The 26,400-nt window shown below is 63.6% G+C and carries 25 protein-coding genes; 16 read left to right on the top strand and 9 right to left on the bottom strand.

From position 1 onward, the window contains the following. Nucleotides 1-9: 9 nt before the first annotated feature. Together HWX53_RS27035 and HWX53_RS27030 are read right to left on the bottom strand one after the other, a co-directional pair. Nucleotides 10-1,839 (bottom strand): aminopeptidase P family protein, encoded by a 1,830-nt coding sequence (locus HWX53_RS27035; protein WP_175946611.1) that lies wholly within the window; start codon nt 1,837-1,839, stop codon nt 10-12. A gap of 40 nt (nt 1,840-1,879) precedes the next feature. After that, on the bottom strand, nt 1,880-2,152 hold the full coding sequence (locus HWX53_RS27030; protein ID WP_175946608.1) for a hypothetical protein: 273 nt from the start codon (nt 2,150-2,152) through the stop codon (nt 1,880-1,882). Nucleotides 2,153-2,507: 355 nt separating this feature from the next. Between HWX53_RS27030 and HWX53_RS27025 the strand changes: the two genes are divergently transcribed. The 7 genes from HWX53_RS27025 (at nt 2,508) to HWX53_RS26995 (ending at nt 8,655) form a co-directional block, all read left to right on the top strand. Next, entirely contained in the window at nt 2,508-3,275 is a 768-nt protein-coding gene (locus HWX53_RS27025; protein WP_244140301.1) for a galactosyltransferase-related protein, read from the top strand. Between the two features lie 169 nt (nt 3,276-3,444). Next, nucleotides 3,445-4,743, top strand: coding sequence for a glutamyl-tRNA reductase (hemA, locus tag HWX53_RS27020; RefSeq protein WP_175946604.1), 1,299 nt, complete (start codon nt 3,445-3,447; stop codon nt 4,741-4,743). A 99-nt stretch (nt 4,744-4,842) separates the two neighbouring features. After that, nucleotides 4,843-5,925, top strand: a complete 1,083-nt coding sequence (prfA, locus tag HWX53_RS27015) for a peptide chain release factor 1 (protein ID WP_175946602.1) — start codon at nt 4,843-4,845, stop codon at nt 5,923-5,925. Beyond that, nucleotides 5,922-6,758, top strand: coding sequence for a peptide chain release factor N(5)-glutamine methyltransferase (gene prmC, locus HWX53_RS27010; protein WP_175946600.1), 837 nt, complete (start codon nt 5,922-5,924; stop codon nt 6,756-6,758). The genes prfA and prmC overlap by 4 nt, the downstream gene beginning before the upstream one ends. A gap of 87 nt (nt 6,759-6,845) precedes the next feature. After that, nucleotides 6,846-7,157, top strand: coding sequence for a Grx4 family monothiol glutaredoxin (grxD, locus tag HWX53_RS27005; protein ID WP_175946598.1), 312 nt, complete (start codon nt 6,846-6,848; stop codon nt 7,155-7,157). Between the two features lie 13 nt (nt 7,158-7,170). After that, a complete protein-coding gene (locus HWX53_RS27000) occupies nt 7,171-7,770 on the top strand; it encodes a UbiX family flavin prenyltransferase (protein WP_175946596.1) in 600 nt (199 codons plus the stop codon). A gap of 99 nt (nt 7,771-7,869) precedes the next feature. After that, the gene (locus HWX53_RS26995; protein ID WP_175946594.1) at nt 7,870-8,655 is read left to right on the top strand and encodes a class III extradiol ring-cleavage dioxygenase; all 786 of its coding nucleotides are present in this window, start codon (nt 7,870-7,872) and stop codon (nt 8,653-8,655) included. Between the two features lie 66 nt (nt 8,656-8,721). Here HWX53_RS26995 and HWX53_RS26990 read toward each other — a convergent pair whose 3' ends face one another. Then, nucleotides 8,722-10,314, bottom strand: a complete 1,593-nt coding sequence (locus HWX53_RS26990; protein WP_175946592.1) for an APC family permease — start codon at nt 10,312-10,314, stop codon at nt 8,722-8,724. Nucleotides 10,315-10,766: 452 nt separating this feature from the next. On the opposite strand from HWX53_RS26990, the gene HWX53_RS26985 reads away from it, so the two are divergent. Next, nucleotides 10,767-10,970 (top strand): cold-shock protein, encoded by a 204-nt coding sequence (locus HWX53_RS26985; RefSeq protein WP_007000074.1) that lies wholly within the window; start codon nt 10,767-10,769, stop codon nt 10,968-10,970. An 87-nt stretch (nt 10,971-11,057) separates the two neighbouring features. Here HWX53_RS26985 and HWX53_RS26980 read toward each other — a convergent pair whose 3' ends face one another. Further along, a complete protein-coding gene (locus HWX53_RS26980) occupies nt 11,058-12,308 on the bottom strand; it encodes an Hsp70 family protein (RefSeq protein WP_175946590.1) in 1,251 nt (416 codons plus the stop codon). 185 nt (nt 12,309-12,493) lie between these two features. On the opposite strand from HWX53_RS26980, the gene HWX53_RS26975 reads away from it, so the two are divergent. After that, a complete protein-coding gene (locus tag HWX53_RS26975; protein ID WP_175946588.1) occupies nt 12,494-13,981 on the top strand; it encodes an MFS transporter in 1,488 nt (495 codons plus the stop codon). Between the two features lie 246 nt (nt 13,982-14,227). Here HWX53_RS26975 and HWX53_RS26970 read toward each other — a convergent pair whose 3' ends face one another. Together HWX53_RS26970 and HWX53_RS26965 are read right to left on the bottom strand one after the other, a co-directional pair. Continuing rightward, the gene (locus tag HWX53_RS26970) at nt 14,228-14,824 is read right to left on the bottom strand and encodes a nitroreductase family protein (protein WP_175946586.1); all 597 of its coding nucleotides are present in this window, start codon (nt 14,822-14,824) and stop codon (nt 14,228-14,230) included. Nucleotides 14,825-14,898: 74 nt separating this feature from the next. Continuing rightward, nucleotides 14,899-16,182, bottom strand: coding sequence for an MFS transporter (locus tag HWX53_RS26965; protein WP_175946584.1), 1,284 nt, complete (start codon nt 16,180-16,182; stop codon nt 14,899-14,901). A 113-nt stretch (nt 16,183-16,295) separates the two neighbouring features. On the opposite strand from HWX53_RS26965, the gene HWX53_RS26960 reads away from it, so the two are divergent. Together HWX53_RS26960 and HWX53_RS26955 are read left to right on the top strand one after the other, a co-directional pair. Continuing rightward, nucleotides 16,296-16,955: a TetR/AcrR family transcriptional regulator gene (locus HWX53_RS26960; protein ID WP_175946582.1), complete on the top strand. Its 660-nt coding sequence runs from the start codon at nt 16,296-16,298 to the stop codon at nt 16,953-16,955. Then, the gene (locus tag HWX53_RS26955) at nt 16,952-17,506 is read left to right on the top strand and encodes a DUF1415 domain-containing protein (RefSeq protein ID WP_175946580.1); all 555 of its coding nucleotides are present in this window, start codon (nt 16,952-16,954) and stop codon (nt 17,504-17,506) included. Before HWX53_RS26960 ends, HWX53_RS26955 begins: the two co-directional genes overlap by 4 nt. Here the strand turns inward: HWX53_RS26955 and HWX53_RS26950 are convergent, their stop codons facing one another. Continuing rightward, entirely contained in the window at nt 17,507-18,376 is an 870-nt protein-coding gene (locus tag HWX53_RS26950) for an SAM-dependent methyltransferase (RefSeq protein ID WP_175946578.1), read from the bottom strand. A 385-nt stretch (nt 18,377-18,761) separates the two neighbouring features. On the opposite strand from HWX53_RS26950, the gene HWX53_RS26945 reads away from it, so the two are divergent. Then, nucleotides 18,762-19,082 carry a hypothetical protein gene (locus HWX53_RS26945; RefSeq protein WP_061125643.1) on the top strand — a complete coding sequence of 107 codons (321 nt, stop codon included), beginning with the start codon at nt 18,762-18,764 and terminating at the stop codon, nt 19,080-19,082. Between the two features lie 47 nt (nt 19,083-19,129). Here HWX53_RS26945 and HWX53_RS26940 read toward each other — a convergent pair whose 3' ends face one another. Further along, the gene (locus HWX53_RS26940; RefSeq protein WP_175946576.1) at nt 19,130-19,828 is read right to left on the bottom strand and encodes a FadR/GntR family transcriptional regulator; all 699 of its coding nucleotides are present in this window, start codon (nt 19,826-19,828) and stop codon (nt 19,130-19,132) included. Nucleotides 19,829-20,095: 267 nt separating this feature from the next. Here HWX53_RS26940 and HWX53_RS26935 point away from each other — a divergent pair, with 267 nt between their 5' ends. The 3 genes from HWX53_RS26935 to HWX53_RS26925 all read left to right on the top strand — a co-directional run bounded on the left by HWX53_RS26935 (nt 20,096) and on the right by HWX53_RS26925 (nt 24,180). Beyond that, entirely contained in the window at nt 20,096-21,226 is a 1,131-nt protein-coding gene (locus tag HWX53_RS26935; protein ID WP_175946575.1) for a mannitol dehydrogenase family protein, read from the top strand. Between the two features lie 123 nt (nt 21,227-21,349). Then, nucleotides 21,350-22,630: an MFS transporter gene (locus HWX53_RS26930; RefSeq protein WP_175946573.1), complete on the top strand. Its 1,281-nt coding sequence runs from the start codon at nt 21,350-21,352 to the stop codon at nt 22,628-22,630. Nucleotides 22,631-22,638: 8 nt separating this feature from the next. Next, complete coding sequence (locus HWX53_RS26925) at nt 22,639-24,180, top strand: altronate dehydratase family protein (protein ID WP_175946571.1); 1,542 nt, start codon at nt 22,639-22,641, stop codon at nt 24,178-24,180. Nucleotides 24,181-24,535: 355 nt separating this feature from the next. On the opposite strand, the gene HWX53_RS26920 is transcribed toward HWX53_RS26925, so the two are convergent. Further along, entirely contained in the window at nt 24,536-26,170 is a 1,635-nt protein-coding gene (locus HWX53_RS26920) for an NAD(P)/FAD-dependent oxidoreductase (protein ID WP_175946569.1), read from the bottom strand. A gap of 9 nt (nt 26,171-26,179) precedes the next feature. On the opposite strand from HWX53_RS26920, the gene HWX53_RS27495 reads away from it, so the two are divergent. Beyond that, the coding region (locus HWX53_RS27495; RefSeq protein ID WP_208454825.1) for a hypothetical protein at nt 26,180-26,400 on the top strand (221 nt) is incomplete at its 3' end.

Genomic DNA, 26,400 nt, shown 5'->3' with positions numbered 1-26,400 from the left:
GTTCTGGTCTCAAACCGCCTGCGTCCGCTTCTCCAGCCACGCCTTCGCCGCGCCCTCGACATGCGGCGACACGCGCCGCCGCACCGTCTCGTGATACGCGTTGAGCCACGCGCGTTCGTCTTCGCGCATGAGCGACAAGTCGATGCAGCGCGTGTCGATCGGGCAAAGCGTCAGCGTTTCGAACGAAAGGAAATCGCCGAATTCGGTCTTGCCGGCGCTCTGGTTCAGCACGAGGTTTTCGATGCGGATGCCCCACTTGCCCGGCCGATAGATGCCCGGCTCGATCGACGTGATCATGCCCTCTTCCATGGCCGTCCACGGCTCGGCGGGCGCGTAGTGCGAGATGACTTGCGGACCCTCATGCACGTTCAGGAAGTAGCCGACGCCGTGGCCGGTGCCGTGGCCGTAGTCCGCGCCCGCTTCCCAGATCGGCGCGCGGGCGATGGAATCCAGCATCGGCGAGCGAATGCCGCGCGGAAAGCGCGCGCGCGAGAGCGCAATCGTGCCTTTAAGCACCGTGGTGAAGTCGCGCTTGTGCTCGGCGGTGATCTCGCCCACGGGCACGACCCGCGTGATGTCCGTCGTGCCGCTTACATACTGACCGCCGGAATCGATCAGCAGCAGTCCGTTGCCTTCGATCACTGAATGCGACGCCTCCGTCGCGCGGTAGTGCGGCATCGCGCCGTTCGCGTTGAAACCCGCGATCGTGCCGAAGCTCAGCGTGACGAAGCCCGGCCGCCGTGCGCGCGCCGCCGTCAGCTTCTCGTCGATGGTCAGTTCCGTGATGCGCTCGCGCCCCAGCGCGTCTTCGAACCACGCGAAGAATTCGGCGAGCGCCGCGCCGTCCTGCTCCATCGTCGCGCGAATATGCTCGGCCTCCGCCGCGGTCTTGCGCGATTTCGCGAACGTCGACGGATTCGCCGCTTCCACGATCTTCACCGCCGACGGCACCTTCTGCAGCAAGCCGTGCGTGATGCGGCGCGGATCGATGAGCAGCGTCGAGCCGGCCGGCAACGAGGCGAGCGCCTGCATGGCGTCCACGTACGGCGCGACGCGCACGTTGTCGCGGGCGAGCGCCGCCTTGAGCGCGTCGGGCACCTTGCCTTCGGCGACGAAAAGCGTGGCGTCGTCCAGGCCGACCAGCGCATGCGCGACGAACACCGGGTTGTAGCTGACATCCGCGCCGCGCAGATTGAAGAGCCACGCGAGATCGTCGAGCGTCGAAATGAAATGCCACTGCGCGCCCTTGCCGCGCATGGCCTCGCGGATATGCGCCAGCTTTTCGGCGCGGCCGACGCTCGCGTGCGGCGCGGCGTGTTCGTACACCGGCGCATCCGGCAGGCCGGGACGCTCGGGCCAGACGGATTCGAGCACGTCCACGTCTGTCCGAAGCGTGATGCCGCGCGCCGTCAGCGCATCGGCCAGCGTGCGCGCCGCCGCCACGCCGAGCACCGCGCCATCTACCGCGACGACCCCGCCGGACGGCACGTTCTCCGCGAGCCATTCGACATGCGGCGCGGTCTGCTGCCCGCCCATCATCTTCATGAGCAAGATGCCGGTGCCGGCCAGTTGGGCTTCGGCCTGCGTCCAATAGCGGCTATCGACCCAGACGCCCGCGAAGTCTTTCGTCAGGACGAGCGTGCCGACCGAGCCGGTAAAGCCCGACAGCCATTGGCGGCCCTGCCAGCGCTCGGGCAGATATTCGGAAAGGTGAGGATCGGCGGACGGAATGAGAACGGCGTCGATGCGCTCCACTGCCATTCCGCTGCGAAGCGTTTCAACACGCGCGGCGAATGTCGAAGGATCGGGAACAGCGGAATGTGCGATGCGGTCGTTCATGAATCACCTGCCGAAAGTGGCGAATTAAGATGCGAAAACTTTAGCGGCGCGCGGCCAGTCCGACGGTCGCCGTCACGGCGATGAGCGCGAAGAGCGTGCACGCGAACCATTCGAGCGTCTCGCCATCGTGATAAATATCGATGACATTGCCGAACATGCGCGCAACCACGGTGGCAATGATGCCCGCGACGATTGCGGCCCACACGCGCCCCGCCGCGCCCTGACCGACGCGCCCCGCACGCCGCAGCGGATGCAGCCACCAGCCGGCCGCGCCGATAACCGCGCCGAGAAAAACCAAGCCGATCCAGCTCATCGGGACGCTGCTCCACTGCTCTGAAGATGTAAAACGGCGCGCGGCGCCGGACGTAAGCGAACGAGTTTAGGGGGCCGGGTTGGCGAAGGCAAGCGCCCTTGGACGGCGACCTATCCATTCAATTTCGCGATTTGTTTCTACGAATATGCCTAAAAATGAAACGACGCGCGAGTGCTAAACTCCGAAATACATTCAGGAGGGCCGATCAACTCAACAACTTTGCATTGATCAATACGCCCCGCATTTCTTTCATCCAATCCGGCCGTGCTAATTGCAAGGCCGATCTGGGTTCTTAACGCTATAAAACATCATGAGTGAAAACGAGCGGATCTCCCTTGGTGGTCTCGAAATAATCATGACCTACCGCGGCGCGACGCAGGAGCGGCGTGAAAACCTGCGTGGCGTGCTGCGCCATCTTGACCTCGCTTACTGCGATTACGTGCTCTATCTGCTAGAAGCGGACGCCACGCCGACCTTCCACTGGTCGGGTTTCGGCGACGAGAAAATCCGTCATATATTCATTCACGACGACGGGCCTTTTCCGAAAGCAAAACTGTGTAATCTCGGCGCGCGCTTATGCACCGGAAATATCATCTGTTTCCACGACGCGGATATGATCGCCAATCCGGAATACATGCCGCTCAGCATTGCTTCTTTGACAGACGGAACAGCGAGCGATGCGTTATGCCCGTTTCTTCGCGTCATTAATATCACCGGCGATTTTCGGAGTGACTTCATCCGCTCCGGGAATTACGCGGCACTGGAAGAATATCTGGAATCCGACTTACCCGACGGAATGGAAGTGCTCTACGAAAATACGCCGGGCGCCATCGTGCTGATGAAGCGATCCGAATACATGCGCGTGGGCGGTTACGATCCGCGCTTCACCGGCTGGGGCGGCGAAGACGACGACTTGCTCACGCGCGCGACCCGCCTCGGCGTGCGCTGGCATTCCATTCCCGAATCGCGGGCCGCGTTGTTCCATCTGCATCACGACGCCACGTCGCGGCAGGACGCGATCGCCGCCGCGCAGCGAAACCGCGAAGCCGCCGCGCAAACGCACGCCATGCCGCTTCCCGAACTGGAAGCGCGCGCCGCCGAACTCGCCAAATACTTCGATTAAGGGTCCACTGCGGTCGATTGTCGCGGCGGATAACGCCGACATTTCCCCAAGCCCCGCGCTGCCGTCCGCGGTCCGTCCCCGAATGCCGCCTATAAATGAACGAATTCGTAAAACGCTATAATATTGGGCTATCTGAAAGGCCAACGGCTTAGGGCCAACGCATAACTACATGCAGCTCCTCACGATCGGAATCAACCACCACACTGCGCCTGTCGCCTTGCGCGAACGCGTGGCGTTTCCGCTCGAACAGCTCAAGCCCGCCCTTTCCGCGCTGAAGGACGTCTGGCTCGGCCCGCTCGCGAAGGCGTCGCCCGAAGCGGCCATTCTGTCCACCTGCAACCGCACCGAACTCTACTGCGCGACGGACGACACCGCCGCGCGCGACGCCGCCATCCAGTGGCTGTCGAAGTACCACAATCTGCCGGTCTCGGAACTCGCGCCGCACGTCTACGCGCTGCCGCAGTCGGAAGCAGTGCGCCACGCCTTTCGCGTCGCGTCGGGGCTGGATTCGATGGTGCTCGGCGAAACGCAGATCGTCGGTCAGATGAAGGACGCCGTGCGCACGGCGTCGGAAGCGGGCGCGCTCGGCACGTATCTGAATCAGCTTTTTCAGCGGACGTTCGCGGTCGCGAAGGAAGTGCGCTCGACGACCGAAATCGGCGCGCAGTCCGTGTCGATGGCCGCCGCCGCCGTGCGTCTCGCCGAGCGCATCTTCGAGGACATTTCGAGCCAGCGCGTGCTGTTCATCGGCGCGGGCGAGATGATCGAGCTTTGCGCGACGCACTTCGCCGCGCAGAATCCGCGCGAACTGGTCGTCGCCAACCGCACCGCCGAACGCGGCGAAAAGCTCGCGGAGCGTTTTAACGGCCGCGCGATTCCGCTGTCCGAATTGCCCACGCGCATGCACGAGTTCGACATCATCGTGTCGTGCACGGCGTCGACGCTGCCTATCATCGGTCTCGGCGCGGTCGAGCGCGCGGTGCGCGCGCGTCGGCATCGGCCGATCTTCATGGTCGATCTCGCCGTGCCGCGCGATATCGAGCCGGAAGTCGGCAATCTGCACGACGTTTTCCTCTATACGGTGGATGACCTCGGCGCCATCGTCCGCGAAGGCAATGCGTCGCGGCAAGCGGCGGTCGCGCAGGCCGAGGCGATCATCGAAACGCGCGTCGCGAATTTCATGCAGTGGCTGGATGCGCGCAGCATCGTGCCGGTCATCCGCCACATGCACACGCAGGCCGACGCGCTGCGCCGCGCCGAAGTCGAACGCGCCCGCAAGATGCTCGCGCGCGGCGACGATCCGGCCGCCGTGCTCGAAGCGCTGTCGCAAGCCCTCACGAACAAGCTCATTCACGGCCCCACGCATGCGCTCAACCGCGCGAGCCGCGAAGAGCGCGACCAGCTCATCGACCTGATGAGCGGCTTCTACCGCCACGGCGGCGCCGGCAGCGATTCGTCGGACCGTTAGCGGCCGTCTCTTTGCTATTCTCAAATGCTCCGCGTCTGATGCGCGGCGGCTTCTCCGATTGCAGTTTTTCCTGACGCCCGAGCGCGTCATTCCCGCCCGATGAAAACCAGCATGCAAAGCAAGCTCGACCAGCTTGCAAAACGGCAGGTCGATCTCAACGAACTGCTGAGTCGTGAAGACGTGACGTCCGACATGGACCAGTACCGCAAGCTCACGCGCGAGCACGCGGAAATCAGCCCGATCGTCGAGCAATACGCGCTCTGGCGTCAGGCGCTCACCGACGAAGCCACCGCGCAGGAACTGCTCGCCGACCCTTCGATGCGCGATTTCGCCGAAGAGGAAATCGGCGAGGCGCGCGAGCGCATGGCGAAAATCGAAAGCGATCTGCAGACGATGCTGCTGCCGAAGGACCCGAACGACGAACGCAATATCTTCATCGAAATCCGCGCAGGCACGGGCGGCGACGAGTCCGCGCTCTTCGCGGGCGATCTGCTGCGCATGTATCTGCGCTACGCGGAGCGCAATCGCTGGACGGCCGAGACGATGTCGGAAAGCGTCTCCGATCTCGGCGGCTACAAGGAAGTGATCGTGCGGATTGCCGGACAAGGCGCGTATTCGCGGCTCAAGTTCGAATCGGGCGGGCATCGCGTGCAGCGCGTCCCGGCGACCGAAACGCAGGGGCGCATCCACACGTCGGCCTGCACGGTCGCGGTCATGCCCGAAGCCGACGAAATCAGCGAAGTCGTCATCAATCCGGCGGATTTGCGTATCGACACCTTCCGCGCGTCGGGCGCGGGCGGGCAGCACATCAACAAGACGGATTCGGCCGTGCGCGTCACGCACTTGCCGACGGGCATCGTCGTCGAATGTCAGGACGACCGCTCGCAGCACAAGAACAAGGATCGCGCGCTGAAGGTGCTCGCCGCGCGCATCAAGGACAAGCAGTATCACGAGCAGCACGCGAAGGAAGCCGCGACGCGCAAGAGCCTGATCGGTTCGGGCGACCGCTCGGAGCGCATTCGCACGTACAACTTCCCGCAAGGGCGCATGACGGATCACCGCATCAACCTGACGCTCTACAAGCTCGAATACATCATGGACGGCGATCTGGACGAACTGATCGGCGCGCTCGTGTCCGAGCATCAGGCGGAACTGCTCGCGGCACTCGGGGAAGCGGAGTGACGACCGCGGCGGACCTGCTGCGCGCCTCGACGCTGCCGGCGCTGGAAACGCGCGTGCTGCTGACGCATGTGCTCGGCTGGCGGCGCACGGAGTTGATTACGCGCGATACGGAAACGCTCGATGCCACGGCCGTCGCGCGGTTCGAGGCGCTCGCGGCGCGGCGCAACACGGGCGAACCCATCGCGCAGTTGACCGGCAAGCGCGAATTTTTCGGTCTCGACTTCGACGTGACGCCCGACGTGCTGATCCCGCGGCCGGAAACCGAATTGCTCGTCGAAACGGCGCTCGACGCCATCGCCGGGACGCCGAGCGCCCGCGTGCTCGATCTCGGCACCGGAACCGGCGCAATCGCCATCGCGATCGCCCACGCGCGGCCCGATGCGCGCGTCTTTGCCGTAGACCGCTCGCCCGCCGCGCTCGATGTCGCCCGGCGCAATGCCGATCGGCTGCTCGATCCGGCACGTGCGGGCGGCGCGATCACGTTCATCGAAAGCGACTGGACCGCGAACGTCGATGCATCGCTGCGCTTCGACGCCATCGTCAGTAATCCGCCGTATATCGCGTGCGACGACCCGCATCTCGCGCAAGGCGACTTGCGCTTCGAGCCGCGCGGCGCGCTCACCGACGAGGCCGACGGACTTTCGGCGATCCGCGTCATCGTCGAGACCGCGCCCTTGCTGCTCGCGCGCACCGGCGCGCTGTGGATCGAGCACGGCTACGATCAGGCCGACGCCGTGCGCCAGTTATTGTCCGAACGCGGCTTCACCGCCGTGCGTTCGCTGCGCGATCTCGCGGGCATCGAACGAATCAGCGGCGGCCTCGCGCCGGCCTGAGTGAAAGCCCGGCCAGGCGAAATCCGCTATCATTTCAAGACTTATCAGCTTCTTCCGAAACATCCGACATTCACGCGCAGGAACGCCATGGAAACGCAAGAACGCATCAAGCAGATCGTCGACCAACATCCGGTGGTCCTTTTCATGAAGGGCACCGCGCAATTCCCGATGTGCGGCTTTTCGGGCCGCGCCATTCAGGTGCTGAAGGCGTGCGGCGTCGACCAGATCATGACGGTGAACGTCCTCGAAGACGACGCCATCCGCCAGGGCATCAAGGAATTCTCCAACTGGCCGACCATTCCGCAGCTTTACGTGAAGGGCGAGTTCATTGGCGGCTCGGACATCATGATGGAGATGTATCAGTCGGGCGAATTGCAGCAGCTTTTCGCCGCCGCCTAAAGCCGTATCGCAAGTGAGTGCGCCTGCTGCCGCCAAGCGACGGCTGATCGTCGCGATTACCGGAGCAACGGGCGCCATCTACGGCGTGCGTCTGCTCGAGACGCTGCGCCGGCTGGGCGGCGTCGAGACGCATCTGCTCGTGTCGAGCGCGGGCTGGCTCAACGTCCAGCAGGAACTCGATCTCGATAAAGCCGCCGTCAACGCGCTCGCGGACGTCGTGCATAACGTGCGCGATGTCGGCGCGAGCATCGCTTCCGGTTCGTTCGCGACGGACGGCATGATCGTCGCGCCGTGTTCCATGCGCACGCTCGCGAGCATCGCGCACGGTCTCTCCGACAACCTCGTCACCCGCGCCGCCGATGTCGTGCTCAAAGAGCGCCGCCGGCTCGTGCTGCTTGTGCGCGAAACGCCGTTCAATCTCGCGCATCTGCGCAATATGACGGCCGTGACCGAGATGGGCGGCATCATCTTTCCGCCGCTGCCGGCGTTCTATCACAAGCCCGCGAGCATCGACGAAATGGTCGATCACACCGTGGCGCGCGTCATCGACCTGTTCGGCATGGCGCAGCCGATCGCAGCCGCGTGGTCGGGCATGGGCGGCGACAGCGACTGATTGCCAACGGCGCGGACATAATCCGTTGCTTCCGCCGCCGTTTATCTTCGCTCCGGTCGGCTATACATTCGTGGCATCACATCTTCCGAGGCTGCTGCCATGAGCCGACTCCCGACTGTCTTTATCTCCCACGGCGCGCCGACGTTGCCGATCGACCCGGCGATGCCTTCCGCCGAATTCGCCGCGCTCGCCGCGACGCTGCCGAAGCCTCGCGCGATTCTCGTACTGTCCGCGCATTGGGGCACGGCGCAGCCCGTGGCGAGCGTCGCCGCGCGGCCCGACACCATCCACGACTTCTACGGCTTTCCGCCCGCGCTGTACGAGCTGCGCTATCCGGCGCCCGGCGCGCCGGATGTCGCCGAGCGCGCCGCCGCGTTGCTCGACGCTCACGGCGTGCGGAGCGCAACGGCGATTCATGGACTCGACCACGGCGCGTGGGTGCCGCTACTGCTGATGTTTCCCGACGCCGACGTGCCGGTCGCGCAACTGTCCATTCAGCCGCGCCTCGACGCCGCGCATCACTTTCGCGTGGGCCGGGCGCTGCGTGATCTGCGCGATGACGGCGTGATGATCGTCGGTTCCGGGCAGATCACGCACAATCTGCGCATGGCCGACTTCGGCGCGCGGCCGGAAGACGCCGATCCGCGCGTGGTCGAGTTCACCGACTGGTTCGAGTCGCGGCTCGCCGAGCGGGACATCGACGCGCTGCTCGACTATCGCGCACGCGCGCCGCACGCCGCGCTGATGCATCCGACCGACGAGCATCTGCTGCCCGTCTTCGGCGCGCTCGGCGCGGCGGCTGACGATTACGACTTGCGCATTCAGTCGCTCGGCACGTTCCAGCGCGCGCTCGCGATGACCAACTACGTTTTCGCGGACGCTTGATCCGGCCCAGAAACGACGAAGCCCGCCTGTTCAGGCGGGCTTCGTTTCAATGCGGCGGGCGACGCTTTAGGCGCCGATTTCGTGCAGGATGTCGTCGCGGCTTTCGCGCTCGTCGAGGTAGTCCGAGCGATAACCGGTGTGCACGCCCCAGTAGTAATACAGCAGCGACATGACGGCGACCACGGCCATATCCCAGCCATACGGCAACAGGCCGCTGCCGCCGAACTGCTTGCTGCCGATGAGCGACATCACGGCCATCGACGGCAAATAGCCGATCAACCACCACGCCGCCTTCAGATCGCGGCCCCAGCCAGCGAAGCCCGTCTTGCCCTGAAAGTAGAAATAAACGGGCAAGGCAACCACCATCAGCAGAATGATGTGGCCCGTCAGCGGCCACTTCGCCCAGTAAAGCACGAGCGACGCGCACACGAATGCGAACGGCGCGATCACGCCCATCATCGGCAGCTTGAGCGGGCGTTCGAGATCCGGCGCGGAGCGGCGCAGCGCCATCAGGCTGATCGGGCCGGTGAGATACGAAATGACCGTCGCCACCGAGATGACCGCCGCGAGCGTGCCCCAGCCGCGGAAGAAGAACATGAAGATGAACGCGACGATCAGGTTGAACCACATGGCCGGACGCGGCACGCCGTAGAACGGATGCACGTTGCCGAACATCTTCGGCATCGTGTTGTTGCGCTCCATCGCGTAGATCATGCGCGTGGTCGTCGCCATGTAGGTGGTGCCGGTGCCGCTCGGGCTCACGAACGCGTCGATGTAGAGCAGCACGGCGAGCCAGTTAAGGTTGAGCGCAATCGCCAGTTCCGCGAACGGCGACGCGAAGTGGAAGTGCTTCCAGCCCTGCAACACGTCGCTCGGATTCACCGCGCCGATGTACGCAATCTGAAGCAGCACGTAGATCACGAGCGCGATCAGAATGGAGCCGACCACGGCGAAAGGCACGCTGCGCGCGGGATTGCGCGCTTCGCCGGCCAGATTCACCGGGCTCTGGAAACCGTTGAAGCTGAACACGATGCCGCTCGTCGCGACCGCCGTCAGCACCGCAGGCCAGCCGTAGGGCGCGAAGCTCGACGTGGTGCCGAAGTTCTCTGAGTGAAAGCCCGTGAAGATGAGGCCCGCGATGGTCGCGCCCGGAATCAGGAACTTGAAGATGGTGATGGCCGTGTTCGCCCGCGCGAACACCTTCACGCCCCAGTAATTCAGCATGAAGTAGATGATGACGAGCAGCGCGGACAGCGCGAGGCCGCTCGTGGTGAGCGTCTCGTTGACGAAGAGCGCATGCGCCCAGTCATACGGCCACGTGCTCATGTACTGAATGGACGCTTCGGCCTCGATGGGAATCACCGAAACGATGGCGATCCAGTTGGCCCACGCCGCGATGAAGCCGACGAGCGCGCCGTGCGAGTAACGCGCGTAACGCACCATGCCGCCCGATTCCGGGAACATGGCGCCCAGTTCGGCATACGTCAGCGCAATGGCCAGAATGACGACCGCGCCGATCACCCACGCGCAGATGGCGGCCGGCCCAGCGATCTGCGACGCTTTCCACGCCCCGAACAGCCAGCCCGAACCGATGATGGATCCCAGGCCGGTCAGCATCAACGCCAACGGCCCGATATTTCTTTGTATCGAACTCTTCACGATCTTCTCCAATGTCTCGCGTCGCACGCGAGGTCGAACACGGCTAAGCGGCCGCATTCGCCGGGGTGCCGGTATGAGTGCCGGCGACACGGCGACGCTGGTGCAACCCCTCTTGACGAGGCGCGTAGTTTAACGGTTGCACCTTTCGATTGCAGCCGGGTGGCTCAGAATTCAGCATTTCTGCGCGGCGTGGCGGGCTGCTGGCAGTGGAGAAACGGGCGTGCGGAACCGCCCGGATCGTGTCTCAAAAAATCCCTTCAGACTGGTCGGATATTATTTGACCGCGAAATGGTTTCGCCGTATAAACCTTCTTGCAGGATTTCAAGTGGCGAGTGAAGTGGTTCTTTCGTAGTTCGCCATCACGGTACTCCGGTTGGTCCCATTGCCCCTTCCTTGATTTTCATGCACCCCTGGCTTCGGCCTTAATCATCAAATTTTTTGGAATAAGTAATATGGAAACCGGTACCGTCAAGTGGTTCAATGACGCAAAGGGCTTTGGCTTCATCACCCCGGATGGCGGCGGCGAAGATCTGTTCGCGCACTTCTCGGAAATCCGCATCGAAGGCTTCAAGACGCTTCAGGAAAACCAGAAGGTCAGCTACGAAGTCAAGACCGGCCCGAAGGGCAAGCAAGCTGCAAACATCAAGCCGGTCTAAGACCCGCTCGATCGAAAAAAACCCCGCACTCGCGGGGTTTTTGCTTTGGGCCGTGCGAAACATCAGGCGAAATGTAACGGTTGAGCGTCAGCCGAACACGCGCTGCGCGTAAATGCCCAGACCGGTCGCCACGCTCGCCAGCCGATCGCCGAACACGGGCTGCGCGGCCGGGAACGCCGCCGCGAGCGCGTCCGAGAGAAAGCGCAGGCCGGTCGTGCCGCCGGTGAAATAGATCGCGCCGACATCCGCCGCGGCGACGCCCGCGCGCTTCACCGTCTCCAGCGCCGCTTCCACGATGCGCCGCGTTTCGTCTTTTCCCGCCTCGATCAGCTGCTGCTCGTCGAACGGCACGCGCAGCGCCTCCTCGATTTCCTCCATGTCGATCTCGGTCGCGCCGCCCGCCGACACGTCGATCTTCGCTTCTTCGGCGTGCGCGGTGAGCGCGTGCCCGAGCCGGCGATCGACCACGCGCATCAGCCGGTCGTGATGACGCGGATCGACGTACAGATGACGCATCAGCTGCAATTCGCCGACGCGCTTCGGCGTGTAGACGGTGTTGATGAGATGCCACGTCGCGAGGTCGAAATAGACGCGGTTCGGCACTTCGCGGCCCTGCGGATCGAGCGCCTGATAGCCGAGCTGCCGGAGAATCGTTGCCAGTTCGACGCGACGGTCGAAATCCGTGCCGGCCACATGGACGCCATGATGCGCGAGCACATCGCTTTTGCGATCCAGTTGACGCGCCCGCTCCGGCCCCACGCGCACCAGCGAAAAGTCCGACGTGCCGCCGCCGATGTCCGCGACGAGCACGAGTCCTTCTTGCGTGAGACGCGCCTCATAGTCGAAGGCCGCGGCGATCGGTTCGAACTGGAAGTGAATCTCGCGGAAACCGACCGCGTGCGCACACGCTTCGAGTTGCTGCTGCGCCATGCGGTCGGCGCGCGGGTCGTCGTCGACGAAAAACACCGGCCGGCCCAGCACGGCGCGGGTCAGCGGTTCGGGCGCCACGGCCTGCGCCTTCTGCTTGAGGTGCTGGAGGAACAACGTGATGACGTCGGTGTATTTGATCGCGGAGCCGTCGCCAAGATCGGTGACGTTATCCGCGAGCGGCGAGCCGAGAATGCTCTTCATCGAGCGCATCAGACGGCCGTCGAAGCCGTCGATGTACGCCTCCAGCGCCGCCCGGCCGTACGACTGCTCGTTTTCGTCGGTGTTGAAGAAGACGGCGGTCGGCAGCGTGGTCGCGTCGCCCTCGACGGGCGCGAGCCGCATGCGCAGGCCATCGGGCAGAGCGACGGCAGAGTTCGACGTGCCGAAATCGATCGCGCAATAGGTCATGGGATTCGCGGCGGCGTTACGAGGCAACGCCGCGTATCAAAAAACGTGGACGGGGTTTGTACCACGGCGACGCGTGAATCATCAATCTCTCGCAGGCTAAATTTAGCCTGTTGGGTTAGCCCGAGAAAAGCGGAATGCAGCTTGCTCGGGCCTCTGCGTCGCTCAACCGCCGACGGCCGGACGTCATGAACGAAACCACCGCACCCGAAGACACCCGTTTGACAGCCCGCTCGGGTGAGCCATCCGGCATTATCGAAACCGATTTGCCCGGCCGGCTCGACCGTCTGCCGTGGGGCCGCTTTCATACGCTCATCGTCTTTGCGCTCGGCATCACCTGGCTGCTGGATGGGCTCGAAGTCACGCTCGCCGGCGCGGTCGCGAGCGCGCTGAAAACCAGTCCGGTGTTGCGCTTCTCGAACGCGGATGTCGGCTTCGGCGGCAGCGCGTATATCGCGGGCGCGGTGGTCGGCGCGCTCGGATTCGGCTGGCTCACGGACCGACTCGGACGGCGCAAGCTGTTCTTCATCACGCTGTTTCTCTACGTGGCCGCCACCGCCGCGACCGCGTTTTCGTGGAATCTCGCCTCGTTCGTGCTCTTTCGCTTCCTGACGGGCGCGGGCATCGGCGGGGAATACACGGCCATCAATTCGACGATTCAGGAGTTCACGCCCGCCCGGCTGCGCGGCTGGACCGACCTCGCGATCAACGGCACGTTCTGGGTCGGCGCGGGCATCGGCGCGGCGGGGTCGCTGGTGCTGCTCGATCCGGGCGTGCTGCCGCCCGATTGGGGCTGGCGCGGCTGCTTTCTGATTGGCGCGGCGCTCGGCCTCACGATTCTCTTCATGCGGATGTGGGTGCCGGAGAGCCCGCGCTGGCTCATCACGCACAACCGCGAAGACGAAGCGCGGCAGGTGGTCGAGGACATCGAAGCGCATTTCCGCGAGCACGGCGTGACCGTACCCGACACGCCCGTCAAGCCGCTGCGGCTGCACGCCCGCGAACACACGCCGCTGCGCGAAGTCGCCGATACGCTTTTCAAGGTGCATCGGCGGCGCTCGCTCGTCGGGCTGATGCTGATGACCGCGCAGGCGTTTTTCTACAACGCGATCTTTTTCACCTACGCGCTGGTGCTGACCGACTTCTATCACGTACCGGGCGATCACATCGGCTGGTACGTGCTGCCGTTCGCTGCCGGCAATTTTCTGGGACCCGTGCTGCTCGGCAAGCTGTTCGACGTGCTCGGCCGCCGCCGGATGATCGCGTTCACGTACGCGACGTCAGGCGTGCTGCTGACGATCAGCGGGTGGATGTTCACGCAAGGCATGCTCACGGTGACGACGCAGACCATCGCGTGGATGGTCATTTTCTTCTTCGCGTCGGCGGCGGCGAGTTCGGCGTATCTGACGGTGAGCGAGACGTTCCCGCTCGAAATCCGCGCGCTGGCGATCGCCGTGTTTTACGCGTTCGGGACGGCGCTCGGCGGAATCATCGGACCGGCGCTTTTCGGGCATTTGATCGACACGCACGAGCGCGGCGCGGTCTTTATCGGCTATCTGATCGGCTCGGCGCTGATGGTCGCGGCGGCGGTGGTCGCGGGCATCTGGGGCGTCGCGGCGGAGCGGAAGTCGCTCGAGGACGTGGCTCGGCCGCTGTCGGCCGCGGATGATCATTGAGTCTGAGCGCAGCCGGACGCTTGTTTCGTGGGCTGGCGGAAGCTGTCTCGCGCAGCTTTTCGCCCAGGAGACTCGCGTCGCCGTAATGCCCGACGCTCACCGACTCCGTATTTTCGGCCAAACGCCTTGCCACACGCGCCGCAGAGTCGGCGGGCGCGCGCGGCGGTTTCGCCTTCGCTATACGATTTCGCCAATCGAACCGGCGTCCCGGCGACGCCCGACGATCACCGACGCCGACACCCTCGCTCAACCAAACGCCTTCCCCCACGCGCCCTCGAACGCCGTCTCCCCCAACGGCCGACGCGTGCGCGGCGCGGTTTCCCTCTCGCGCAAGGTTTCGTCCAGTTGACTCGCGTCGCCGTGATGCCCGACCGAAATCATCGCGATCAGCTGCACATCGTCCGGCACCGAGAACGCAGCGCGGAAAGCGTCGCGGTCGAAGCCGCCCATCTGATGCGCCGCGAGGTCCAGCGCGTGCGCCTGAAGCACGAGCGCCATCGCGGCCGCGCCGGTGTCGTAGGCGGCTGCCTGATTCGGCTCGCCCTTCGGCGTCTGCGTGAACGCCGCCACGCAGATCAGCAACGGCACGTTCGCGTTCCACTTCTGGTTGAACGGCACGAGCGTGTCGAACGCCCGCTGAAACGCCGCTTCGTCGCGATGACGGTCGAACACGAGAAATCGCCACGGCTGCAAATTACTCGACGACGGCGCCCAGCGGGCCGCTTCCAGCAACCGATGCAACTGTGCGCGGTCGACCGGCTCGTTCGAATACGCGCGCGGGCTCCAGCGGCCGGCCAGCAGATCGTGAATGTCGATGTCGGTCGGAGCGGGCTTTGCACTCATGGCGTGACTCCTTGTCATGTGAGAAAGAGCAAGCATAAACAAGGACGCCGCAGCACGCAGACACCGCTCTCGCGTCAAGTCGCGGCCACGCCGGCAGCACGCCGCGCGCGGTTGATGCGCAGCACCGCCACCGCCGCGACGAGGCAAAGTCCGCCGGAGATCATCGTCGCGACGGTGTAACTGCCGAGGCTCGACCGCAACATGCCGCCGCCCAGCGCCGCGAACGCCGCGCCCAGCTGATGCCCCGCGACGATCCAGCCGAACACGATCGGCGCGGATTCCTTGCCGTACACGTCGGTGGCGAGACGCACGGTCGGCGGAACGGTGGCGATCCAGTCGAGGCCGTAAAACACCGCAAAGACCGGCAAACCGAAGAAATCGATGCCGAACGCATACGGCAGATACATCAGCGACAGCCCGCGCAGCCCGTAGTACCAGAAGAGCAGCACGCGCGCGTTGAAGCGGTCGGAAAGCCAGCCGGAAAGCGTGGTGCCGAAGAGATCAAAAATGCCCATCGCGGCGAGCAGCGTCGCGCCCTGCACCTGCGTCATGCCGTAATCCGCGCACATGGCGATCAGATGCGTGCCGACATAGCCGTTCGTGCTCGCGCCGCAAACGAAGAAGCTGAAGAAGAGCAGCCAGAAATCGCGCGTCCTGCTCGCCGACGACAGCGCGCCGAACGCCACCTTGATCGGATTCTTATGTGCCGCAGCGGCGGCGGGCGGCGTGCCGGCGGCCTCTCCGACGGGTCGCAGCGCGACATCGGCCGGACGCTCGGGAAGGAGCCACGCGACGAGCGGCAGCACGACCGCCGCCGCCGCCGCGACCACGAACACGACCGGCCGCCAGCCGTGGTGCTCGGAAATGGACGCGAGGAACGGCAGGAACACGAGCTGACCGGTGGCCGAACTTGCGGTGAGAATGCCCATCGCGAGGCCGCGATGCGTCGTGAACCAGCGATTCACGACCGTAGCCGAAAGCGTCAGGGCAGCGACGCCCGTCGCGCCGCCGACCACCACGCCCCAGACCAGCACCATTTGCCACGGCGCGGTCATCATCGAAGACGCGCCGACGCCCGCCGCGAGCGTCGCCAGCGCGGCGAGCAAGGTCGGACGCACGCCGAAACGCTGCATCGCGGCGGCGGCGAACGGTCCGGTCAAGCCGTACAGCGCCAGATTGATGGAAATCGCAAGTGAAATGGTGCCGCGTGACCAGCCGAGTTGCTTTTCGAGCGGCAGCATCATCACGCTCGGCGTGGCGCGCGTGCCGGCTGCGGCCAGCAGCACCAGAAACACGACGCCCACCGTCACCCATCCGTAGTGCATGCGGCCGTCAAGCCGTTTCGCTACCCAATTCATCGCCGCTCCGCTCGGTTGATTGTTCTTCGTTACTGATCAGTCACTATGGAGTTGCGAGCTTAGTTACTGATCGGTAACATGTCAAGACCAATCCAGTTTTCGAGGATCCGACTTTGACACGATCACCCGCCGCCCCGGCGAAAACCCCTGCCCGCCGTCAGGTTCGTACCGACGGCGCAACGGCGCAGGAGCAACTGCTCGACGCGGCGCAGGCACTTTTTTATCGCGAAGGCGTTCGGGCGGTCGGCGTCGATGCCGTCGTGGAGCGAGCCGGCGTCAACAAAATGAGTCTGTATCGGCGGTTTGCGTCGAAGGATGAACTCGTCGTCGCGTATCTGGAGCGCATGGACGACCGCTTCCGGCAACGGCTCGAAGCGAGCTTCGACAAGCATCCGGGTGACCCGGCGAAACAACTCGTGCAGGCGTTTGACGATCTGGTCGAGCGCGCGTCCGCGCCGGACTATCGCGGCTGCCCGTTCGTCAACGTGTCCTGTGAGTTCGGCGACCCGGCGCATCCGGCGCGGCAACTGGTCGAGCGAAACAAACGCTATGTGATGACGCGCTTTATCGAAAAATGTCAGGCAGCCGGCGCGGAACAGCCGGTGGAACTGGCAGAATCGCTCGCGCTGCTTCTGGATGGCGTGTACGCAACCAGTCAGACTTACGGTCCCGGCTCGGGGCCGCTGCGCGCGGCGTCGCGCGTGGCGCGCGCGTTAGTCGACGCAGCATGCGAGAAAAGCAATCACCCGCAAGGAAATCAGGAAAGCTCATGAAGGACCGAAGCACCCGCGAAGATGTCATCGCGGCCACCGAGCACTGGCTCACGCGAGCGGTCATCGGCCTCAATCTGTGTCCGTTCGCCAAAAGCGTGCACGTAAAGGGACAGATTCGTTATGTGGTGAGCGAAGCGCGAACCGTGGAAGACGTAGTCGTGGAACTCACAGACGAATTGCGCCTGTTGCACGAGAGCGATCCGAACGCCATCGACACGACGCTTTTCATCACGCCCGACGCCTTCGCCGATTTCGCCGATTACAACGACGCGCTCTTTTTTGCCGAACGTCTGCTTGGCGAACTGAAGCTGGCGGGCGAGTTACAGATTGCGAGTTTTCATCCGCAGTATCAGTTCGATGGCACGGAGCCGGACGATATCGACAACTATACGAATCGCGCCCCGTTTCCGATCTTCCATCTGTTGCGCGAAGCGAGCATCGATCGCGCGGTCGCCGCGTTCCCGGACGCCTCCGACATTTATGAGCGCAACATCGAAACGCTGCGCCGTCTCGGACACGACGGCTTCAAGGCGTGGATGAACAAACGGTAATCACTGCGTAAAGAAACGCTCGCGGAGCTCGTCGAGCCCGAGCGTTTCGAGCACGTCCGAAAGCCGCTGCGCCGGACGGCCGCGCGGCAAGTCCTTGAACTGCGCAATGATCAGTTCGTTTTTCATCGAATGTTCCCAGCCCACGAGCTCGGTCACGCTGACCTGATAGCCGTGCGATTCGAGTTGCAGGCAACGTAGCACATTGGTGATCTGGCTCCCGAATTCGCGCGTGTGCAGCGGATGCCGCCACATTTCGGTCAGCACATTCTTCGACAGCGCGTGTCCCTTGTTCTTACGCAGCACCGACGCGACTTCCGCCTGGCAGCACGGCACGACCACGATGTACTTCGCCTTCTTCTGTAGAGCGAAATGGATGGCGTCGTCCGTTGCGGTATTACATGCATGCAATGCGGTGACGATATCGACCGAGTCCGGCAATTGCTGCGAGTGAATCGATTCGGCCACCGACAGATTCAGAAACGACATGCGATCGAAGCCCAGCCGTTGTGCCAATTCTTCCGACTTTTTTACCAGCTCCTCGCGCGTCTCTATGCCATAGATGTGTGACCGATCGCGCAGAGTCTTGAAGAAGAGATCGTAGAGAATGAAGCCCAGGTAAGACTTCCCTGCTCCGTGATCGACAAGCGACACGGATCCTTGCCGCTGATGCACATCGGCCAGAAGCGGTTCGATGAACTGAAACAAGTGATAGACCTGCTTCAGTTTGCGACGGCTGTCCTGATTCATCTTGCCGTCGCGCGTAAGGATGTGCAGTTCCTTCAGCAGTTCGATGGACTGTCCTGGGCGGATTTCGTGCTTCGTTTGCGAATCGGACGCGCCGGGCGACGCGGCAGTGGACTTCTTGGCCATCGTAATCAGTGACTGGAGTGTGAAAAGCGGAGCATGTTCGCGCTGAATGTGCGCTAACCGCTGGTTCTGCCGTCTCAAAAGAGGAAGTTTACCCAAAAGCGCAAAGACGCTCTTGTTCCGCCTGACGGTTGGAGGGCAAACGCGGCCCGAAGAGGCCCGTGGAACGGATCGTGCATCGTCTGACAATGAGGCCATTGATACAGACAGCACACGATGCGACCCGGAAGATCGCACGACGATGCAACAAGGCAGGAGCAACAAGCTGGGTAGCAAAGCCGCGTTTCGCAACGCTCACGTTGTCGCCGCGTGTGGCTCTGTTACGTAACACCTAACGCACAGCGCGGCGAATGCGACTCGCCGGCGCCATGATCAAGAGAGGACGGCGATGGATGCGATCCCGGACAAAAAAGCAGAGAAGCAGTTTCAGGAGATGCTTGCGGCACTGACCGCGATGCCGGCGTGGAGCGAAAAGCAGCAGCTCGAACTGGAAATGGCACGAGAGATTTCCGTGGAGATGCTGCGCCTTGCAGAATCCATGCGCGACGGCTCCACTGATATCGAAACGTGCCTGACCATGCTCAAGTACGCCAAGGTGATGGACTTCGTGCTGACGACGCTCGCGTCGCGCCGGGACATCGCCCCGCAGACGCTGCGCGTGATCTTCAAGCTAGCAGGCTTGAAGGTCGATGAAGCCTATCCGGGCTGACGCGCCGTCGCGCCCGAGCCGGCCCGCCCTTCGAGGACGCGCCGGCTTCACGCCTTGCGTTTTGTCATGAGCCGCGCCGCGGAATTGCGCATGTGCCGCTGCATCGCGGCCTGAGCCTGGACCGCGTCGCGCGCCTCGAGCGCCTCAAGGATGTCGCGGTGTTCCGTCAGCGCGGCCGCCCACGTTTCTTCCCCCTCGAAATGCCCCCGAAGCGTCGATGACAGCGGGCTATGCCGCTCGTCGTAGAGCGCGCCGACGGTCCGCACCAGCACGTCGTTGCCCGACATCTGCGCGATCGCGACATGAAACGCGCGATCCGCGCTCATTGGGATGAGGCCGTTTTCCACTTCGCGCGCCATCGTTTCGTACACCGTACGCAGCGCCTTCAGCGCCTTGGGCCGCGCGAACGGCGCGACGCTCGCGGCAATCGCGCCTTCGATCACGCTGCGCGCATTCATGATCTCGATGGGACTCTCGCCGAGCTCGGCTTCGGCGCGCGGCGGCTTCGCAGCCGGCGTCGCGCAGATATAGACGCCCGACCCCATGCGGATTTCGACGCGTCCTTCGAGTTCGAGCGCGACCAGCGCCTCGCGCACGGACGGCCGCGACACGCCGAGCGTCTGCGCCAGTTCGCGCTCGGAAGGCAGCCGGCCGTTCGGCGCGAAATCCTTCTGTTCGATCAACCCGCGCAGCTTGTCGGCGATCTGCAAGTAAAGACGCCGCGTCTCCGGTGGTTTCACACTCACGTGTTGACTCCTGAAAGCTCGGGGAAAACGTGGATTGTAATCAGGCGAGGTGCTGAAGCACCGTAGGCGGGCGGTTCAGCGAACATTCGCGGCTTACAAGTGGCTTGACCAATCACGATTCAAGCCACTAGTATGCGATCTGGTAAGGCCACGTGGCCACCTTTTTTTCGATTCCGCTGGAACCGTTTCCAGACGGACACGACCGAGCCCAATGCGTCATCCGTCGCGGGCACGGCGAATGCACCGCACGACGCGAGCGACGCAATCATGAGCAATCCGATTCTTCAGTTCGGCACGAGCCGCTTCCTGCAAGCGCACGTGGACTTCTTCGTCGCCGAAGCGGCGCGGCGCGATCCGTCGAAGGCGCTCGGCAAGATCACGGTCGTGCAGACGACGTCGAGCGCGGACAGCCGCGCCCGCACCGATGCGCTGCGCGCGACGGGACGCTATCCGGTACGCATTCGCGGACGTCGGGGCGACGAGACTGTGGACGTCACCATCGAGAGCGATTCGATCAACGAGGCGCTGCACGCGAACGAAGACTGGCCGCTGCTTCTGCAACGCATTCAGCGCGACGTGAAGGTAATCGTCTCGAATACCGCCGATGCCGGCTACGCGCTTTTCGATGAAGACACCGCCGAGGTGCTCGACGGCGGCCGCACGCCGCGCGGCTTCGCCGCGAAGCTCGCGGTGCTGCTGCATGCGCGCTTCCGCGCGGGCGCCGAGCCGATCACCCTGCTTCCCTGCGAACTCGTGTCCCGCAATGGCGATACGCTGCGCGACCTCGTGTGCGGCGTCGCGCGCGGGTGGAGCCTGGACGACGCTTTCATCCGCTATCTGACGAACGACTGCATCTGGGTCAACTCGCTGGTGGACCGTATCGTGTCGGAGCCGATCGTTCCGGTCGGCGCGATCGCCGAGCCTTACGCGCTGTGGGCCATCGAGCGGCAACCGCGCATGGTGCTGCCGTGCGAGCACGAAGATATCGTGGTGACCGACGATCTTGCGCACTACGAACGGCTCAAATTGCTGCTGCTCAACCTTGGCCACACCATGCTGGCTGAAATCTGGCGTACGCGCGACGGCGCGCCGGACATGACCGTGCTCGACGCCATGCGCGACCCCGCGTACCGCGATCCGCTGGAGACAGTTTGGCGCGACGAAGTGTTACCGGTGTTCACCGCGCTCGGCCAGCACGACGTTGCGACGGAATATCTCGCGAGCGTGCGCGACCGGTTTGAGAACCCGTTTCTCGTGCATCGGCTCGCGGACATCGCGCGCAATCATGAGGAGAAGAAGGCCCGGCGCTTCCAGCCGGTCATCGAGCTCGCTAGCGAGCTCAAGCTCGATGTCGAGCAAAAACGACTGCGCGAGGCCTTGCGAACGACGACACACTGATTAACTACGCCAGTCCGCCGCAGAAGCGGACAGCGCCATGAATTTCATAAACACGGCCCGCCGCGCGGCATAAGGCGGACCGGCCGACACGAACGTAGTGCCGCTTCCAGCAGGAGACAACAAATGCGCAAGATGCGTTGGGTAGTGATTTTTCTGGCCTTTCTGGCCATCGCCATCAATTACATCGACCGTGCGAATCTCGCGGTCGCAGCCCCTCAGATCGAAAAAGCGCTCGGCATCGGGCCGGCGGAGATGGGCTTCATTCTGAGCGGCTTCTTCTGGACCTACGCGCTGATGCAAATGCCGTTCGGCTGGTTCGTCGATCGCGTCGGCGCGCGCATCGCGCTCCCGCTGGCGGTCGGCTGGTGGTCGGTGTTCACGGCGCTGACCGCGGTGACCACGAGCGTCGCCGGCATGTTCGGCTGCCGGCTGATGCTCGGCATCGGCGAAGCGGGCGCGTATCCGTCGTGCGCGAAACTCGTGTCGCAATGGTTCACGAAAGAACAGCGCGCCTTCGCGACCAGCATCTTCGATAGCGGCTCGCGCGTCGGCTCGGCGCTGTCGATTCCTGTCGTCGCGCTGATCATCAGTTCGTTCGGCTGGGAAGCGTCGTTCGTGATCACCGGCCTGCTCGGCTTCGTGTGGATTGTGGGCTGGTTCGCGATCTACCGGAACAAGTCGAAGGGCGACCTCACCGGCGAAGTGGATGTGCCGCCGCAACCGGTTGCCCCGAAGAACAAAGTGTCGTGGGCCTCGCTGTTCAAGTACCGCACGCTGTGGGGCATGATGCTCGGCTTCTTCTGCCTGAACTTCGTTATCTACTTTTTCATCACGTGGTTCCCGAGCTATCTCGTTCAGGCGCACGGCTTCTCGCTGAAATCGCTCGGCACGCTCGGCACGATTCCCGCGCTGATGTCGATTCCGGGCGGCTGGCTCGGCGGCTTCGTCTCCGACTCGCTGTTCAAGCGCGGCTGGAGCCTGACCGCAGCGCGCAAGACCTGCATGGTCGGCGGCATGCTGCTTTCGTCGGTCATCACGTTGTCGGCGTTCACGTCGAACATCTATCTGATGCTTGCGTTCTTCGGCATTGCTTACGCGAGCCTCGCGTTCGCGGCGGCCAGCATCTGGTCGCTTCCGAGCGACGTCGCGCCGACGCCGGACCACGTCGCCTCGATCGGCGGCATTCAGAACTTCGCGTCGAACCTGGCGGGCATCGTCATCACGACGTTCACCGGCGTGATGCTTTCCATCACCAAGGGCTCCTTCGTTATTCCGTTGTGCGTCGCGGGCGGCTTTTGCTTCCTTGGCGCGTTCAGCTATCTTGTGATCGTCGGCAAGATCGAGCCGCTCGATGAAGCGGACAAACGCGCCGTCGCCGACAAGCGCGCACCCTCCACCATCTAAGAAAGATCATGTCCACCGTATCCAACGACCATGCGGTCATCCGGCTGCATCCGAAAGACGACGTCGTAATCGCGACACGTCAGTTGCTCTCCGGCGCGCGCATTGCGTCGGAGGATCTCGTCGTCACCGGGCTGATTCCGCCGGGCCACAAGATCGCGACCCGCGCGATCGCGGCGGGCGAGCCCGTCAAACGCTATAACCAGATCATCGGCGTGGCAAAAGAGGCGATTGCGCGCGGCCAGCACGTGCACACGCACAATCTCTCGATGGCCGATTTCGCGCGCGAACACGAGTTCGGCGTCGACAAGCATCCGACGCCGTTCGTCGAGTCGCCGGCCACGTTCATGGGCATTCGCCGAGACGACGGGCGCGTCGCCACGCGCAATTTCGTCGGCGTGCTGACGAGCGTGAACTGCTCGGCGACGGTCGCGCGCGCCATCGCGGACCATTTCCGGCGGGACGTGCATCCGGAAGTGCTGGCGGATTATCCGAACGTCGATGGCGTGATCGCGCTCACGCACGGTCTGGGATGCGGCATCGACATGCAAGGCGAAGGGCTCGGCATTTTGCGCCGGACGCTCGCCGGCTACGCTGTGCATCCGAACTTTCATTCGGTGCTGTTCGTCGGCTTGGGCTGCGAGACGAACCAGATCGGCGGCGTGCTGGAATCGGCCGGATTGAAGGACGGCGAGCGGCTGCACAGCTTCACCATTCAGGATAGCGGCGGCACGCGGAAAACCATCGAACGCGGCATCGCGATGGTCAAAGAGATGCTCGCGGACGCCAATCGCGTGCAGCGCGAGCCGTTGCCTGCTTCGCATCTGATCGTCGGCTTGCAGTGCGGCGGCTCGGACGGCTATTCCGGCATTTCGGCGAATCCGGCGCTCGGCGCAGCAGTCGACAAGCTCGTCGCGCACGGCGGCACGGCGATTCTTTCCGAAACGCCCGAGGTGTACGGCGCGGAGCATTTGCTGACGCGGCGCGCGGTAAGCCGCGAAGTCGGCGAAAAGCTGCTTGCGCGCATCAAGTGGTGGGAGAGCTACTGCGAGCGCAACGGCGCGGCAATGGACAACAACCCGTCGGCGGGCAACAAGGTCGGCGGGCTGACCACGATTCTCGAGAAATCGCTCGGCGCGGTCGCCAAGGGCGGCACGACCAATCTCGTGGAAGTGTACGAGTACGCGCAGCGTATCGACGCAAAGGGCTTCGTTTTCATGGATTCGCCCGGCTACGATCCGATGTCCGCTACCGGGCAGGTGGCATCCGGCGCGAATCTGATCTGCTTCACGACCGGCCGCGGCTCGGCCTACGGCTGCGCGCCGTCGCCATCGCTCAAGCTCGCGACCAACACGGCGCTGTGGGAGCGGCAGGAAGACGACATGGATATCAACTGCGGCGGCGTGATCGACGGCACCGCGACCATCGACCAGCTCGGCGACGAGATTTTCCAGATGATGCTGGACTGCGCGTCAGGCGTGCCGTCGAAGAGCGAGCAGCATGGATACGGGCAGAGCGAGTTCGTGCCGTGGCAGGTGGGCGTCGTGACTTGATTCAGGTCTTTGGCACGTGGTGCAATCGGACGGCGCACCATTCGCGGAAGAGCTTTCGCGAGTGGTTGCGCGGTCGCGGGCTTCCGTTCACATACCCATTCGCGAGCATTTGCTTGGAGATCGGGCGCCAACTGCGCTCGAATCATCGTTCGTTGCAGGCTTCCTGATCGTTCATGCGCACAGGTATTTAGGGATGCGTCTGGGTCTTTCCGGGCCTCGCCGAGTGTGACGGCGGACCGGCGTTCCCATGAGGCTCGGCGTAATTGATGCAGTCGACCAACGGCGCGTTCGACGACACGATGACCAGCGCTCGCTAAGCAACGATGCGTAGTTGGTCCGGCACCTTCGCGCTGGCTCAGACCGTCGCAGAATGCTCCGCCATCATCTGCAGAGCTACCGCCTCGGCGACTTCGATGCCGTCGATCGCCGCCGAGTAGATGCCTCCCGCGTAGCCCGCGCCCTCGCCTGCCGGGTATAGGCCCTCAACATTCACGCTTTGATAGTCATCCTTTCGACGCACGCGCAACGGCGAAGACGTACGCGTCTCGACGCCGGTCAACACCGCATCGTGCATGGCGAAGCCGGGAAGCTTCTTGTCGATCTGCGGCAAGGCTTCGCGGATCGCCTCGATCACGTAATCGGGCAAAACGGTGCTCAAATCAGTTGGCTTGACACCCGGCTTATATGACGGAACCACCGAACCGAGCGACGTCGACGGACGGCCAGCAATGAAGTCGCCGACGAGCTGCGCAGGCGCGCAATAATCGCCGCCGCCGAGTTCGAACGCGCGCTCCTCCCACTTCCGCTGAAACGCGATTCCCGCCAGCGGACCGCCGGGATAATCGTCCGGCGTGATCCCGACGACGATGCCCGCGTTCGCATTCCGCTCCGCGCGCGAGTACTGGCTCATGCCGTTCGTGACGACGCGCCCAGGCTCGGATGTCGCCGCGACGACCGTACCGCCCGGGCACATGCAAAAGCTGTAGACGGAGCGCCCGTTGCTGCAGTGATGCACCACTTTGTAGTCGGCTGCGCCCAGGCGCTCGTGCCCCGCGAACTTGCCGAAGCGACTACGGTCAATGACGCCCTGCGGATGCTCGATGCGAAACCCTAGCGAAAACGGCTTGGCTTCCATGAAAACGCCGCGTTTGTGCAGCATCTCGAAGGTATCGCGCGCGCTATGGCCGACGGCCAGCACGACGTGGTCGCAGCGAAGCGTTTCACCGGTCGACAGGCGCAGGCCGCGCACCTTGCCGTTATCGATGTCGATGTCTTCGACGCGCTGCTGGAAACGCACTTCGCCGCCGAGTTGGTGGATCGTCGCACGCATCTTCTCGACCATGCTGACGAGTCGAAACGTGCCTATGTGCGGGCGGCTCAGATAAAGGATATCTTCCGGCGCGCCTGCTTTGACGAATTCGTCGAGAACTTTTCGGCCGTAGTGCTTCGGATCCTTGATCTGGCTATACAGTTTGCCGTCCGAGAACGTACCGGCACCGCCTTCGCCGAACTGCACATTGGACTCGGGCTGGAGTTCGTTTCGCCGCCAGAGTCCCCATGTGTCTTTTGTTCTTTCTCGCACGGCTTTCCCGCGCTCGAGGATGATCGGCCGAAAACCCATTTGCGCGAGAATCAGCCCGGCGAATAGCCCGCAAGGCCCCATGCCGATGACCACCGGTCGCAGCATTGAGGACCGCTCGGGCGCTCGCGTCACGAAGTGGTACGTCATGTCGGGTGTCACGCCGCAGTGCGGATGCGGGTGCGCCTTGAGGCGATCGAGCGCAGACGCTTCGTCCTTCACAGTGACATCGATGATGTACGTCAACTTGATGTCGGCGCGTTTGCGGGCATCGTGAGCGCGACGGAAGACCTGGAAGTCGACGAGTTCTTCCACCGCGATTCCAACTTCGCCCAGACGCGCGATGACGGCTGGCCTGATAGCGGAATCGGGATGATCCAGCGGGAGTTTGATTTCGCTTAAACGTAGCATGAGAACTCGATGACAACGACGATGCGGGATACGACGGAGATTTTAGCGCGCCAGCATCGGTTCGCCGCGCGAGTGCCTGAAAACGCAAAAACCCCACCTTTTTGGGGTGGGGTTTTTGTTTTGAGCAAGGGGAGCCTGACGATTACCTACTTTCACACGGGCAATCCGCACTATCATCGGCGTGGAGTCGTTTCACGGTCCTGTTCGGGATGGGAAGGGGTGGGACCGAC

Origin of the sequence: Caballeronia sp. BCC1704 (assembly GCF_902833455.1) — a bacterium.
In the GTDB taxonomy this organism is placed as follows: Bacteria; Pseudomonadota; Gammaproteobacteria; order Burkholderiales; family Burkholderiaceae; genus Caballeronia.
The sequence above is the reverse complement of the archived record's forward strand: the minus strand, read 5'-3'. Positions and strand labels throughout refer to the sequence as shown.